At 35.2% G+C, this 13,772-nt stretch carries 16 protein-coding genes and 1 riboswitch; of the genes, 4 read left to right on the forward strand and 12 right to left on the reverse strand.

Translation table 11 applies throughout. The features are described from left to right. Positions 1 to 621 precede the first annotated feature (621 nt). The 8 genes from NYQ66_RS11125 to NYQ66_RS11160 form a co-directional block, all read right to left on the reverse strand. A complete protein-coding gene (locus tag NYQ66_RS11125) occupies positions 622 to 1,407 on the reverse strand; it encodes an ABC transporter permease (protein WP_259869465.1) in 786 nt (261 codons plus the stop codon). Between the two features lie 2 nt (positions 1,408 to 1,409). Next, on the reverse strand, positions 1,410 to 2,201 hold the full coding sequence (locus tag NYQ66_RS11130; RefSeq protein ID WP_259869466.1) for an ABC transporter permease: 792 nt from the start codon (positions 2,199 to 2,201) through the stop codon (positions 1,410 to 1,412). After that, entirely contained in the window at positions 2,194 to 3,210 is a 1,017-nt protein-coding gene (locus tag NYQ66_RS11135; protein WP_259869468.1) for an ABC transporter ATP-binding protein, read from the reverse strand. Before NYQ66_RS11135 ends, NYQ66_RS11130 begins: the two co-directional genes overlap by 8 nt. 143 nt (positions 3,211 to 3,353) lie before the next feature. Continuing rightward, complete coding sequence (locus tag NYQ66_RS11140; RefSeq protein ID WP_259869469.1) at positions 3,354 to 3,881, reverse strand: P-loop NTPase family protein; 528 nt, start codon at positions 3,879 to 3,881, stop codon at positions 3,354 to 3,356. 64 nt (positions 3,882 to 3,945) lie between these two features. Then, positions 3,946 to 4,089 carry a hypothetical protein gene (locus NYQ66_RS11145; RefSeq protein ID WP_259869470.1) on the reverse strand — a complete coding sequence of 48 codons (144 nt, stop codon included), beginning with the start codon at positions 4,087 to 4,089 and terminating at the stop codon, positions 3,946 to 3,948. Between the two features lie 198 nt (positions 4,090 to 4,287). Beyond that, positions 4,288 to 5,040, reverse strand: coding sequence for a nucleoside phosphorylase (locus NYQ66_RS11150; protein WP_259869471.1), 753 nt, complete (start codon positions 5,038 to 5,040; stop codon positions 4,288 to 4,290). 185 nt (positions 5,041 to 5,225) lie between these two features. After that, complete coding sequence (locus NYQ66_RS11155; protein WP_259869472.1) at positions 5,226 to 5,414, reverse strand: hypothetical protein; 189 nt, start codon at positions 5,412 to 5,414, stop codon at positions 5,226 to 5,228. 18 nt (positions 5,415 to 5,432) lie between these two features. Next, entirely contained in the window at positions 5,433 to 6,401 is a 969-nt protein-coding gene (locus tag NYQ66_RS11160; RefSeq protein WP_259869473.1) for an HD-GYP domain-containing protein, read from the reverse strand. Between the two features lie 191 nt (positions 6,402 to 6,592). Here NYQ66_RS11160 and NYQ66_RS11165 point away from each other — a divergent pair, with 191 nt between their 5' ends. Continuing rightward, positions 6,593 to 6,841 (forward strand): DNA alkylation repair protein, encoded by a 249-nt coding sequence (locus NYQ66_RS11165; protein ID WP_259869475.1) that lies wholly within the window; start codon positions 6,593 to 6,595, stop codon positions 6,839 to 6,841. A gap of 49 nt (positions 6,842 to 6,890) precedes the next feature. Here the strand turns inward: NYQ66_RS11165 and NYQ66_RS11170 are convergent, their stop codons facing one another. Then, positions 6,891 to 7,724 carry a deoxyribonuclease IV gene (locus NYQ66_RS11170; protein WP_259869477.1) on the reverse strand — a complete coding sequence of 278 codons (834 nt, stop codon included), beginning with the start codon at positions 7,722 to 7,724 and terminating at the stop codon, positions 6,891 to 6,893. 135 nt (positions 7,725 to 7,859) lie between these two features. Here NYQ66_RS11170 and NYQ66_RS11175 point away from each other — a divergent pair, with 135 nt between their 5' ends. The 3 genes from NYQ66_RS11175 (at position 7,860) to dapA (ending at position 11,150) form a co-directional block, all read left to right on the forward strand. Continuing rightward, positions 7,860 to 8,810, forward strand: coding sequence for a nucleotidyltransferase domain-containing protein (locus NYQ66_RS11175; protein WP_259869478.1), 951 nt, complete (start codon positions 7,860 to 7,862; stop codon positions 8,808 to 8,810). A gap of 128 nt (positions 8,811 to 8,938) precedes the next feature. Continuing rightward, positions 8,939 to 9,754, forward strand: a complete 816-nt coding sequence (locus NYQ66_RS11180; protein WP_259869479.1) for an ATP-grasp domain-containing protein — start codon at positions 8,939 to 8,941, stop codon at positions 9,752 to 9,754. Between the two features lie 163 nt (positions 9,755 to 9,917). After that, positions 9,918 to 10,108: riboswitch (Lysine riboswitch) on the forward strand. A 154-nt stretch (positions 10,109 to 10,262) separates the two neighbouring features. Then, positions 10,263 to 11,150: a 4-hydroxy-tetrahydrodipicolinate synthase gene (gene dapA / locus NYQ66_RS11185; RefSeq protein WP_259869480.1), complete on the forward strand. Its 888-nt coding sequence runs from the start codon at positions 10,263 to 10,265 to the stop codon at positions 11,148 to 11,150. A gap of 55 nt (positions 11,151 to 11,205) precedes the next feature. Here the strand turns inward: dapA and NYQ66_RS11190 are convergent, their stop codons facing one another. The 3 genes from NYQ66_RS11190 to NYQ66_RS11200 form a co-directional block, all read right to left on the reverse strand. Then, positions 11,206 to 11,457: a sigma-G-dependent sporulation-specific acid-soluble spore protein CsgA gene (locus NYQ66_RS11190; protein ID WP_259869481.1), complete on the reverse strand. Its 252-nt coding sequence runs from the start codon at positions 11,455 to 11,457 to the stop codon at positions 11,206 to 11,208. Positions 11,458 to 11,546: 89 nt separating this feature from the next. After that, positions 11,547 to 12,704, reverse strand: a complete 1,158-nt coding sequence (locus NYQ66_RS11195; RefSeq protein WP_259869482.1) for a M20 family metallopeptidase — start codon at positions 12,702 to 12,704, stop codon at positions 11,547 to 11,549. 137 nt (positions 12,705 to 12,841) lie between these two features. Next, positions 12,842 to 13,696 (reverse strand): CvfB family protein, encoded by an 855-nt coding sequence (locus tag NYQ66_RS11200; RefSeq protein WP_259869484.1) that lies wholly within the window; start codon positions 13,694 to 13,696, stop codon positions 12,842 to 12,844. Between the last annotated feature and the right edge of the window lie 76 nt (positions 13,697 to 13,772).

Here is a 13,772-nt window from a genome sequence, read left to right on the forward strand (position 1 = left end):
TATATGAATAGATTACCATATATTGATGAAATAGGAATAAAAAACATAAACAAATCCATCATGATGTTATATTAAAATACCCTTGAGGGGATTTATGCCACACGATGTAGGGAATAAAAATTTGTCTATAATGCTAGTTTATTTATGTTTTTCGTATTCATATAGAGTTCTTTTTCTTTAAAAAGTAGACTTCTATTTTTATATATCCTAATGTAGATGCTATGATCAAAACTAAATTCCTCCCTTCATATTAACATAAAATTCTAGAAAATCTTTTCAAAGTTTTCCGTTTTAGGATATAACTTTACTGAATGTAATACAATTACAGATATAATGTGGCTTCATGCTTCAAAGTTCTAATGCAAAGATATAACTACTCCTCTGTTCTTAGACAAGTAGCATCAACCATATACATAGAAAAACAAGAGGAGTGAGTAGAATTGAAACAACTTGACTGGCAACTACTCTTATTTGTCTTAACAACACTCATCCATGAATACTGGCTTAACATTGGCTTACCAAGAATATATTACTGGAACACAACAAAGTGAACGCAGGGACGGTTCTTCCGTTTCCAATTTAATAATTGGAAACAAAAGAACCGTCCCTTCGTGTCCATTTTTAATTACCTGCACCTCGATATTTCGTTACACCAATATTCCATACGACAACGGATATACTAAGACATGCGATACCAACAAATGGCGTCAGAAAAGCATAATTGTACCATTCTTCTCTTCCGAGGAAATAAGCGGATGGATATACACCCACAAATGCAAATGGCAATATCCAAGTAAGAACAAACCGTATCACATTGTTATAAATATCAACAGGATAGCGGCCATAGTTACCGATATTATACATCATCGGCATGATACTAGTTCTACTATCTGACCAAAAACTAATACAAGCTAGTAAAATAAAAATACCTGCATAGACAGCAGCTCCACCAAGGACCATCATGACAAATATGAATGGATCATACCAAGATACTGTTAAGTCTAACCGACCTCCTGCATAAAACATGATAGCGACCCCTGTAATTACCCCAAACAAGGATTCGAGTTCCATTCTTTCTAAGATAATTTGAAAAAGACTGTGAATTGGCCTAGTCAGAATACGATCCAATTCACCTTTAACAATATACCGTTCATTAAAATCCCATATATTAAAGAAAGCACCGAATATTGCATATGGTACGAGGAAAAATCCATAAATAAAGATAATTTCATCTCTCGTCCATCCACTTAAGAATTGGGTATGACTAAACACAACAAGAATAAACACTAAATTTACTGCTTGAAATAATAAATCAGACATGATTTCGATTACCATGTCAACACGATAAGTAAGTCTGGTTTTCATATATTGGGCAACATATTGAAAAAAGATTGAAATATATCTCATCGTTAACCTCCTTGAACAACCAAGCGTTTTTTGGCGAAAAGCCAAAACAACTGAATGGGTATGATGAGTAACAAAGCCCAAATGATTTGGAATAGAATTGCTTGTGTTGCTTCACTACCTGCAAATCCATCTGTAAATATCATACTTGGAATATAACTAATCGCTTGAAATGGTAAGAAATTCATTAGTTCCTGCGCCCAGCCAGGGTAAAAGCTGATCGGTAGCAATAGACCGGAAAAGAGGTCGATAATCACTCGTTTCGCACGAATAAGTCCGTCATTATTGAATAAAAAGAAAGTTAAAACCCCAGTAAGGATATTGATCTGTGTATTAATGATGAAACTAAAAATAATAGCAATTGCAAAATATCCCCAAGTTTCGATCGAAGCAGAAAAAGAAATCGGAAATACGAGCGCAACAATGATCATTCCGGGTACCGAGAAGAAAAGCAATCGAAACAATCCTTCTCCTAGACCTTGCATCGTCTTCATAACTAAATAGTTATAAGGCCTAATAAACTCAATTGCTACTTTTCCTTCCTTAATTTCTTGTGCAATTTCCCGATCTATATTATTAAAGTAAAACGCCCTTGCCATCCAAGCTACTGCTACATAAGTAGTCATTTGTGTGACAGATATACCCTCTATTGACTCACTACCACCATAAATCGCACCCCACAAGAAATAATAGGCACCAATATTAATGCTGTAAATCAATATGCCACTATAGTAGTTTGTACGATAAGCTAGCATCATTAAGAAACGAATTCGTATCATTTCAATATACTTAGCCATACACGATTCCCTCTTCATAAATATTACGGATAATTTCTTCGGTTGTAATTTCTTGTATTTTTATATCAGTAATTTTATGTGCGGCTACTACTTTACCAATTAATGCAGAAATGACACTTTCGTCATTTTTCACACTAGCAATCCAGATATTATTTCTGTTTCCTTGCACCCATTCTACAGGCAACTCATTACAAACCATGGATAACTTTAATTCAGTTATATTACTGTCTGCAAATTGAAACTGTATTTGCTTTCCTTCTCCCCAGTTAGAACGAAGCTGTGCCAATTTACCATCATAAATAACACTACCTTCATCTAACATAATCACACGATCACATAACGCTTCAATATCAGACAAGTCATGTGTTGTTAGTAGTATTGTAGTATTGTATCTTTCATTCATTTCCTTCAAAAAGTTCCGAATCTTTAGTTTCACCAATACATCAAGTCCAATTGTTGGTTCATCTAAAAATAGTAAAGTCGGATTATGAAGAAGTGCTGCTGCGAGTTCACAACGCATCCGCTGTCCCAACGATAATTTACGAACAGGCTTATCTAATAGTGGTCCAATATCTAAAGATTCAATCACGTGTTCCATATGATCTTTATATGCTTGGTCCGAAACGTTGTACACTTTCTTCAATAAACGAAAGGATTCTTGAACTGCAATATCCCACCAAAGTTGAGAACGTTGTCCAAATACTACACCAATTGTCTGCACAAATCTCTCTCTTTCTTTATGTGGGTTCATTCCATTAACGCTCACCATACCTGACGTTGGTGTTAATATTCCGGTCAACATCTTTATGCTAGTAGATTTACCTGCTCCATTTTCTCCGATATAACCAACCATCTCACCAGGCTGTACTTGGAAAGAAATATCATTAACAGCAGGCATTATTTTATAATTACGCGTGAACAAATCACGAAAAGCACCTTTTAAACCCGAACGACTAGAATAAGATTTAAATTCTTTTCTAAGTTGTTCGACATGAATAATATTTTCCATCTGAATAACTCCCCCTTATGACACTAAACTAGTTTATCCGAAATGCTAGAAGGAAACAATATTTGTAGTCTGTAAGCATTAAAAAAAGACTTCCAATTAATAGAAGTCCTTCGTATGTTTATATTTGGTTAGCTTTTTCCAACTTATTGGGCAATTTTGTTAAAATAGTTCCTAAGTTGATGATCTTTGTTCACAATTAGTAGCTTCTCCTGGTACACATTATATTTTTGAAAGAAATTAGGTTTTCCTACTTCCTCAAATATCTTATTCCATTTGAACATTTTTTTAAATATTGTTAGTGTTGGTTTGTAATTGGACTTTTCTAATCCGATTTTCTGGAGCAAAAATCTTCTGACTATGCGATAGGTTCTTATTGTATACTTCGTATCTAAAAAAATAATTAGATCAGCCTGTTTAAAACTTTCCGCAACCCAATCTTCATTGTGCACACCTTCAATGATCCAACAATCCATTCCAATAATAGTATTTAAATACTGCATTCTCTGCTCTTCTGTTCTTTTTAAGTCACCTGATTCTTTCCTAATCCAAACTACATTATCTAACTCATAAAACGGAATTTGAAACCTAGAAGATAGCTTCTTTGCCAACGTTGTTTTACCACTTCCAACAGACCCTATAATATGGACTTTTTCAGGAAAATGATCTTGCATTACCACCCCTCCCAAAAGTTCATCATGCATATCACGCTAAATGTAATGGTAGATTCACTAAACTCTATCTTCCTAAGTTCTTCCTTAAATCTTCACGCAACTTTTTTAACTCTTCCGTCTGTTCTGTAATGTTGTTGTTCACTTTTCTTATGGCGTCATATAAAGCAAAGATACCCATGAAAATCAAAACTAATATTAATATATCCAAATAAAATTCCTTCTTTCTTGTTCATACATTTTTACTAATGCCTTATTGTCTGTAAGCATAATCTTAACCGGTCTTATAATTAAAACTTTTAATACCCAAAATTTGCAAAATCACATGCAGTTGGTAGATGAAAATACAACATTGAATCAACAGCACCCTATCTTAAAATAATTGTTCGCATTATATATTTATACTTCCTTATTTTCCTAGATTTATAGAAAGATAAAGAGCAAGATCTCTTATCTTTTCATCCGTTTCCATTTCTATAGATTCTCTATCTATCGTACAATCGTACAAAGTATCTCCTTTACATAAATGATCAGATAAATTTAACAATCCGATTGCCCTTCTGTTAAACTTCTTTGCAATAGCAAGTGTAGTTGCCGTCTCCATATCCACGCCTAGATGACCATCCAAAGACCAATCACGAATCATTTGTTCTGTTTCTAAAAAAATGGCACTTGTAGAAATAATACGTCCTGTCGAATAGCGATACCCTCTCCTTTCGCAATATTCTACTGCTTCATTCACTAACCTTTCATCCGCCTTAACGACAGTTTGATTAGGCAAATACAAATGGGAAACACCATCTTGCATGACAGCTTCTGTCACGATAAAAATATCACCATATGCAACATCAAGAGATAATCCTCCAAAATAGCCTGTTTGAATAAATACTTCTGTTCCAATAGCACCAAATTGATGTACGATTGTACTTGCCATCGGACCACCATAAACATTTGCGAAACCAATCCTTGCACCCTTATAGTTTCCGACTACCGTGTTCCATTTAGGAATCCATTTGTCATCCTTCAATATTCGCTTCCAACTCTGGAGATTGTCGTTATGCTCCCACTCACCATGAATGACAAAGGAACGAGGGATTTTACCTTGATCCAAGTCTAAGGCTTTTAGCCAGTCTTCTTTTGTGAAATCTCCATACAACTTCATAATTTAAGCCTCACAATTTAAATATTTACCCCATTTTAACATAAATTTACAATTAATCCGTGAATCATTATTGTATATATTTATGATTTCTTATTAAACTAATGATCCAATGATAAAACAATAGACCAAATCACAATACATTCGATTTGGTCTATACACTCTTCTTCTATTTAGTTCAACTTGTTCTATCTTTCTTTTAAACTACGAACTTGGTTAGCGACACTGATTCCCTCTTCCATTCCGGACTTGTATGCATTGCCATACAATTGTTTTAGTAACATAATAATTTCATTTTTATTATTGTCATTCATCGTAATTGCATGATCTTTTTCCATCATATCCGTAATGTGCATAACAATTTGTTTAGGTTCCATATCGTCATCTTCCTCCAATTAATTGGGATAGATCATCATAGTTGGTAATTCTGCTAAGTCTAACTCTTTATTATTTGACAACACTTTTACAATTGGTCTTTGCAAGTGTTTATTAATCTGTGTTACGATTGCTTCTTCGCCGTTCACCATGACTTTTGTACCTGGTGGATATGTTGGAACGGACTGACGAAAAGCATTAATTATACTGTGCTTGTACAATTGATCTGCACTAGCCATAATAGCCTCCATCGCATCGTGTGGAGGTAACTGGTCCTGTGCAATCAAGTTGTCATAATAATTTGCTACACCACAAATTTGTGCCATCTCCAGAAAATCGTCTCCTTCTAATCCACGAGGAAATCCTTTTCCATCCATCGTTTCATGATGTTGATAGGCAATATGGGCAGAAACAACACTAAATTGACTAAGATTTCGTAAATAGTTAAACCCAATTTCAGGGTGTTTTTCATATTGATCAGTTATCATTTTTCCAATGTCATGCAACAGACAGCCTAAAGCCAAGTCATGTAATTTACGTTCTATATAGTTCATTTTCTTTGCAGTGATGAGTGATAAGATTGCTACATTTACTGTATGTGCATAAAATTGCAGTTCTTTTGGCATTGTACTGGCAGGAATCAAGATCAAAATAGGCCGTGACTTTACTTCGTCAATTAATTTCTTTACTACCTGCTGAAGCTCTTGAAGATCAGGAGTCAATCCACTATTTACTCGATTGTGAAAAGTGGCAACTACACCAATCGATTCTGTCCAAGTTGGCATATCAATTAGATCATCTATATGTATTCCTTTTGAGACCTCATCTTCTATAAAAAGAAATCGAATACCCATTTGTTGTAATCTAATCTTTATTTTAGGGATAATGGTTCTACCAGCCGCTAATAGAATTCTTCTTTTTGAGTCATAAATAGGTTTTGCTAGTACCATTGTGTGATGATTGTATTCACTAATCTTTACTAAACGCATCATTACCCTCTTTTTCTACTAAGTCTGTAATATAGTTGTGTTTTGAATTATTTGTCTCTATTAGTAATTCCTAGTAATAATACCTTAATCAGCAATCTTTTTCAACAAACCACGACAATTTTCGAGTGTTGTTAACGCAATTTACATAATTTATAACCCTGTAGGAAAACATATGAAATGGAGGTGATAGGATGGGAACACCATATGTATGTCCTAATTGTAAAACAAATCGCTCTAGATTCAATATGATCGAACAAGTAGTTACTTCTGTAAAGTTGGATCCACAGACTGGTGATGTTGTAAATGAATATACCGATGGGAACTTAGATCCATTTCACGCTGCTTATAATGGACCGTCCCACAAAGTGCAATGTGGTGCCTGTGGACTTATTGAAGATGAAAAAAGATTTATAAAACAAGCGGAGTTAAATAAAAGATAAAGAAGCCACTTTCCTTGTGGGCTTCTTTATCAAATCCCAAAAATAAAATTTAAGTGAAAATCCCCCACTCCAATTTGATTCTTTCTATTTCCTCTTCATGGGAAAGGTTTTCATCTGGTGTTTCTAATATAAATGGAACATCTATTAAATAAGGACTATGGATGAAAGCATCCCATTGCGTTTTTGTAATATGTCCAGTTTCTAGTATGTTTGCATGCCGATCCTTACCTTGACCAGGTGGATACTTAGAATTATTAAAATGGACACAAGCCAAATGATCAAAAAAATCTTGTGCAACATCATTCCTTTCAATTTCTTTCCAATTGTCACCATTCCACACACCACTTGCGAATGCATGGCATGTATCTAAGCAAAAACCGATTCGTTCCGATTGATGACATAACTTTCTCACTTGAACTAATTCCTCAATCGTTGTGCCAAACGTTCCACCCGCATTGTTTTCAAGAAGGATTTTACACGATCCATCCCATTGATCTAATGTCTGATTTAAGGTTTTAATTATATGTTGGTAACTCTCGATCGGATTATCTTTGTCTACTACTTTACCGAAATGAACCACTGCACCAATGGAACCACAAGCTTCCGATATTTCTAAATCATTTAACAGTGATTGAATAACTTTCTCCCTTTTATCCTCAGGAGCTGTAAGGTTAGTAGGGTATGGTGTATGTGAAACGGATTGCATGTCATGCTCTACACAATACCGCTTACAGCATGCTGCATCATCTTTATTCCATGTTTTCACGTCTAAGCTTCTGGGGTTCTTAGGGAAATATTGATAAACAGATGCTTGTAATTGATTAGCTTGTTTTGCTGCACCAAGATATCCTTCTCTAATACTGACATGGCTTCCAATCCTCATTAACATCCCCCGTTGTATAAAAGTATGTAACATCGCTTATTTTGATCCATTTCGTGTTTTATCATGCATTGGTTTGTGTATGATAGTATAAATGAAAACAAAATTGATCTTAAAAATGCTTTGGAGGAGACCCTTATGCGTAATGATTTTTTGTCCATACTAGAAGAAAACACGTTATATCGGGTAATAACTGGATCAACAGCTTACGGTTTAGCAAACGAGCATAGTGACATCGATGAAAAAGCATTTGTAATCTTACCAATTGCTTATCAATTTCAATTAGGTAAAGAATGGGAAACAGAAACCTTCCATAATCCGGATATAGAGTACCACTCCTTGAAAAAGGCCTTGTTTCTTTTAAGCGTACAAAATCCTACCATGCTTGAGACGTTATTTGTGCCCGAAAATTGTATAGTAGAACAAACAGCATTCGGTAGGAAAATACGAGAAAATCGAGACATTTTTTTAAGCCAACAATGCTTTTATACTTTCGGGGGATATGCTAGAGATCAATTAGTTAGAATCAAAAACAGTCTGTTTGGACTATCGGAAGAAGAACAAAATAGCCATTTGCAATTAAAGCTTACGAATATGATCGATGCCTGTAAAGATAAATACGACTTGCAACAAATTGAAATGAATATTAATGAGGTAAGGGTGGAAAATGACCATAGACACATTGCTTTATGCAATCTAAGAGCTAACAATATAGATTTATTGCAATTAAGCCCTATGATTTCAGAGTTAGGTAATACATTAAAGAGTTATCAGAAAAGAAAACAAGTGAAGAAGCCTGAAGAAAAATTATATAAACACGCCATGCATTTGGTTAGATTACTGCTAACTGGGATCGAAGTGTTAAAAACGGCTGAACTAACTGTATATCGTCAAAAAGATCAAGCCTTATTACGTTCGATCCGAAACCAAGAGATGAGTTGGGATGAATTGTTTCTGTTAACCGAAAAATTGTTTGTTGAATTAGAACAAGCAAAGGAACATTCACCACTACCAAAGAAAATTGATAAAGAAAAAATTAATCAACTTTATACAAACATGATGGTGGATTATTTCGGTTTGCAGACTTAGAAAATAAGGCTTCTTGTAAAAGATGGTAAGGAAGTAATCAAATTGTTTAAAAATAGATTGACGTACGTCTAACGGAAACATATAATTATCTAGTTTATATGACAATTTTTTGTAAAGAGGCGAACACATTGAAAATTGTAACTTTTAATCCGTTACGTACCATAGGTATTCCGGGTATCAAATATATAAAGCCTGAACATAGTTTTCGTGAAGTAGCAGCGCTAAAGGAAGCCGATGTTATTCTTTTCCCCGAAAACTGGCAAACTACTTTTCTAGCTTACGGCCTAAAAAAGCCAATTTTTCCGAGCATTGAATCGATTCAGTTAGGCTATAGTAAGATTGAGATGACACGTGCGTTATGGACGGTATGTCCAGAAAATGTTCCATACACAGAAATTCTAGCAAACACAGAATCCAACCGTAAAACTATACTAGAAACCTTCCCTTTCCCTTTTGTAACAAAAGAACCTAGAAACTCAATGGGAAAAGGTGTCTATTTAATTGAAAGCGAAGAAGACTTTCAGGAATATTGCAACAAAACAGATGTACTATATGTACAAGAATATTTACCGAATGACAACAGAGACTTGCGAGTTTGTATTGTTGGGGAAGAAGTCGTTTCCGCTTATTGGCGTATCGCAGATGAAGGGTCTTTTCTTCACAATGTTGCACAAGGTGGGAGTCTATGTTTTGATTTTATTCCAGAAGACATTACTGATCTTATTTTAGATATTGCCAAAACCTTAAATATTAATCACGCTGGTTTTGATGTGATCTTCTCAAACGGAAAACCTTACATTATAGAATTTAATGTGTTATTCGGAAATCAAGGTTTACGTGAGCAAGGAATTATCATTGAACAAAAGATTTATGAGTATTTATTATCGACGATCCGCCCAACTTTCCCAACAACTCCATTAACACCTTTAAAGGGAATTTCTTAAAGTTATTACGTAGAAATATGATTTACAAAAAAGCGTTTCACGCAATTGTAAGATTTTCTACGTATTTTTTTATGGAATTTTGCGGATTCCATTGCATGGCACTCTAATGTTTGTTATAGTTTAGGCAACAACTAAATTTGCTTTACTTCAATAATAAGATTGAAGTGAGGATAGAGGTGCAAAGACCATTAGTAGGTAGTCGGAGGATAATGAGATCCGTTGATTGCTACTGAAAGGGGAATTTGCCGAAGTGAGCAGGAACTCATTCACCTGCATACACTGGTTCTGTATTGAATAAATACAGGGCTGTCATATAGCTTACTTTAATTCGCTATATGGAGGGCTATCTCACGCATCATAATGGAAATACTAGTGATGCAACAACGAGCCCTTCGTTGTTGCTTTTTTGCTTTTTATACCTTCGTTGTGATGAGATACCCTCTATTCATACTGTTGGAATCTTGTATGTCGTTATTTGTGTTGAAATCTATGAATAGAGGTGATGAATATGAATTTTGGTCGTGTATTAACTGCTATGGTGACGCCTTTTGACCAAAATGAAAATATTGACTACGGAAGAACGGAAAGACTTATTAATCATTTAATCACGAATGGTACAGATGCATTAGTGGTAGCTGGGACAACTGGTGAATCTCCTACCCTATCGAAAGAAGAAAAACTATCATTATTAAAATTCGTTGTTAAAACAGTCAAAGGAAGAGTTCCCATTATCGCTGGGACAGGATCTAATAATACAAAAGAGTCCATTGAACTGACAAAACAAGCTGAAACAATTGGTGTAGATGGGATAATGCTTGTAACTCCTTACTACAACAAGCCATCTCAAGAAGGTATGTATCAGCACTTTAAAGCAATTGCAAATGCTACTACTTTACCAGTAATGTTATACAACATACCAAGCCGAAGTGTTGTTGGTATGACCTTGGACACGATTGTTAAACTTTCACACATCGAAAATATTACATCTATCAAAGAAGCAAGTGGCGATTTAGATTTTATGACTGCCATTATTCGCGAGACTGGAAATGATTTTTATTTATATAGTGGTGATGATAGCTTGACTTTACCAGTTTTATCAATCGGTGGTACTGGAATAGTATCTGTATCATCCCATATCATTGGAAATGAAATGAAGGATATGGTTCAACGCTTTCTAACTGGAGACTTTCAAACAGCGGCTTCGATCCACCAATATTTATTGCCAATAATAAAAGCCTTATTTATGGCTCCGAATCCTACTGCTGTTAAAGAAGCGCTTAACCTTACTGGGGTAGACGTAGGCTCTGTTCGCTTACCTTTAGTGCCATTAAACGCTGAAGAAAAACAAGTGCTGGAGCATACCCTACATTTCCTGCAAAGATATCATGTAAGCTAATCGCAAAATCCCTATCTTGTGAAAAAGATAGGGATTTCCTTTTTTGAATAGTGAACTAGTATAGAATCTCGTAGATTTCATTAAGTTGATATCCACGTTCATGATCGCCTGACTCATTTGCATAGTGCATTTCTTTATTTAATAATTGACTAAGCATCTCTACATCCTCTTGCTCTAATGCATCAACGAAATCCTTTTCTGATGCATAATTTGAATGCACTAATTGTTCTACAATATGGCTAATAGCCTCATTTTCTTCGGTATAGTTGGACAATACTTCACGTAAATATGCCAGGTTTTGATCCATGCCTATCATCCTTTCAAGTCACAAAATGAACTGTTAGAAATAGGATGACTATTTATGCAAGTTTTTATTCCAACATGTCGTTACCAAATTTAATTGGCATGCTGTACACCAGTTTTTTCTGTTAATCGCTCAATAATCGTTGCTAACAACAACGTTCTTGGCACGAATGACTGGATCTCTAGGTATTCGCTTTCACTATGAGCATCGCCACCAACAGGACCTAGCCCATCAATGGTTGCGATCCCAAGAGCAGCTGTAAACGATGCATCAGATCCTCCACCCGTTGCCGTATCTTTAATTTTCACACCAATCGAAGCTCCTGCCTCTTTTATGATTTTTAACAAGAATTCGGTCTTTTTTGTTTTTTGCATAGGAGGGCGGTTAAATTCTCCCTCTAAAGAAACGCTTGTGCCTAATACATCGGTCGATGAACAAATCTCTTCTAGTTTTTCTTCCAATGTTTCTACCTGACCCATTTCAGATATTCGAATATCAATTTGGGCAGATGCATGCTCAGAAATCGTATTTACAGATGAGCCACCTTCAATCATACCAACGTTCACATTTATTCCTAATTCTGGATCGGAAAGTTCATGTAACTGAATCACTTTATGTGCCAATTCTTCAATAGCACTTCTTCCCTTTTCAGGTTCAATTCCGGAATGGGCAGCTTTACCGTGGACATGAATCGTATAATTACCTTTTCCTCTTCGCGCCGAAACAAGTGCACCGTTTTTACGTGCAGGTTCCATTACGAGCGCATATTTTTTTCCGGCAGCCATTTTTTCAATGATTGGTCTTGATGTCATAGAACCAATTTCTTCATCGGTATTTAACACAATTTGAACGTTTCTATAACCGTGATGTTGAGCATTCTTTAATGCTTTTATGGCATACAGGAGGGTTACTAGACTAGCCTTCATATCTATAACTCCAGGTCCGTATGCCCGATCTCCTTGAATTCGGAAAGGCCTTTCCGCTACAGTTCCTTTTGGAAAAACGGTATCCATATGTGCTAATATGATTATTTTGGGTTCACTTGCATCTTTGTGTTTGATGACTAGATGATTCCCAAACTCCTCTTGATGAGAAACTTCTACATTAAATTCTAAGGCCGAATAGAGTTCCGTTAATATATTCCCAATTTGGTCTACACCTTGTTTATCGTAACTTCCACTATCAATATTTACTAATCTTTCTAATAGTTGCATCATTTCTTCTTGATGACATTCTAAAAAATTAAGCATCTTACTTCCCCTGTCCGTCTTAAAAGATAGTTCTAAAATAAATACTATCTAAATATATAAGTTATCAAAATAATACTACAATTTACGTACAATAGCTATCTATTTTAGCTTGACAACTCATCGACAGGTGTTTATATTTATTTTTTTTGATATGTTTTACCGTCTTTTTGTTCTATTTTATTTTCTTTCATTAATTTACCTAAAGCTCGCTTAAATGCAGCTTTACTTATATGGAATTCTTTTTTTATAGCCTCGGGATCACTTTTATCCGTAAAAGCCATTACTCCGTCTTTTGCTTCTAAATAGTCAATAATCATTTGTGCATCATCAATCATTCCAACTTGTTTCAGTGGTCGTAACGATACATTAAGTGTCCCATCCTCTTTCACTTCAATAACTCTTCCTTTTACCCATTCACCTAAACGAAGGTCACGTTTGCGCTCGGTATGATGAATAAAGCCTCGATAACCTTCTTCGGTAATAATTACTGCTCCTTCTTTACTCGTCCGAAAAACGCGCCCACTAATTGGCGCATTTAGTAATGTTTTTGGAGCTTGATCCCAATCGTCACCAAAGTCGCCCTCTTTCACAGGTTTTGCAATTAAACGATCACCTTTATCTTTATCTAAAGCAACATATAACTCATCCCCAACTTCAGGCCATACAGAGGAAAGTAATGGTAAGTCATCGGAGGACACAAGTATCTCTTTTTTAATTCCTATATCGACGAACACACCTAATCCGCTTACTACCTCCACGACTTCTGCCCAATCAAATGCATCAAATCGAACAGTTGGAATCGTCATCGTTGCAACAATTTGTCCTTTTTTATCCTGATACAGAAATACTTCAACTTCCTGTTCTGCCTCTAATTCCTCTTTAGCTTCACTTATATGTAAAAGGACTTCCTTCTCTCCATTCGATAACACGTAACCCGTATCTATTTTTCTTGCTACTTTTAATGTTTGAATCGTTCCTAATTGTAATTTCATTTAAAGCCTTCTTCCTTTTTGAGTTTTTCTTATATTTTTATTATAACCTAATCAATGATACGATAAAATGTAGACA

The sequence above is a fragment of the Aquibacillus koreensis genome, from assembly GCF_025154055.1.
In the GTDB taxonomy this organism is placed as follows: domain Bacteria; phylum Bacillota; class Bacilli; order Bacillales; family Amphibacillaceae; genus Aquibacillus_C; species Aquibacillus_C koreensis.

Excerpts from the sequence above, each read along its gene's own strand:
- NYQ66_RS11125 (WP_259869465.1), bottom strand. The coding sequence starts at position 1,407 with ATGAGATATATTTCAATCTTTTTTCAATATGTTGCCCAATATATGAAA.
- NYQ66_RS11130 (WP_259869466.1), bottom strand. The coding sequence starts at position 2,201 with ATGGCTAAGTATATTGAAATGATACGAATTCGTTTCTTAATGATGCTA.
- NYQ66_RS11135 (WP_259869468.1), bottom strand. The coding sequence starts at position 3,210 with ATGGAAAATATTATTCATGTCGAACAACTTAGAAAAGAATTTAAATCT.
- NYQ66_RS11140 (WP_259869469.1), bottom strand. The coding sequence starts at position 3,881 with ATGCAAGATCATTTTCCTGAAAAAGTCCATATTATAGGGTCTGTTGGA.
- NYQ66_RS11150 (WP_259869471.1), bottom strand. The coding sequence starts at position 5,040 with ATGAAGTTGTATGGAGATTTCACAAAAGAAGACTGGCTAAAAGCCTTA.
- NYQ66_RS11155 (WP_259869472.1), bottom strand. The coding sequence starts at position 5,414 with ATGGAACCTAAACAAATTGTTATGCACATTACGGATATGATGGAAAAA.
- NYQ66_RS11160 (WP_259869473.1), bottom strand. The coding sequence starts at position 6,401 with ATGCGTTTAGTAAAGATTAGTGAATACAATCATCACACAATGGTACTA.
- NYQ66_RS11165 (WP_259869475.1), top strand. The coding sequence starts at position 6,593 with ATGGGAACACCATATGTATGTCCTAATTGTAAAACAAATCGCTCTAGA.
- NYQ66_RS11170 (WP_259869477.1), bottom strand. The coding sequence starts at position 7,724 with ATGAGGATTGGAAGCCATGTCAGTATTAGAGAAGGATATCTTGGTGCA.
- NYQ66_RS11175 (WP_259869478.1), top strand. The coding sequence starts at position 7,860 with ATGCGTAATGATTTTTTGTCCATACTAGAAGAAAACACGTTATATCGG.
- dapA (WP_259869480.1), top strand. The coding sequence starts at position 10,263 with ATGAATTTTGGTCGTGTATTAACTGCTATGGTGACGCCTTTTGACCAA.
- NYQ66_RS11190 (WP_259869481.1), bottom strand. The coding sequence starts at position 11,457 with ATGGATCAAAACCTGGCATATTTACGTGAAGTATTGTCCAACTATACC.
- NYQ66_RS11195 (WP_259869482.1), bottom strand. The coding sequence starts at position 12,704 with ATGCTTAATTTTTTAGAATGTCATCAAGAAGAAATGATGCAACTATTA.
- NYQ66_RS11200 (WP_259869484.1), bottom strand. The coding sequence starts at position 13,696 with ATGAAATTACAATTAGGAACGATTCAAACATTAAAAGTAGCAAGAAAA.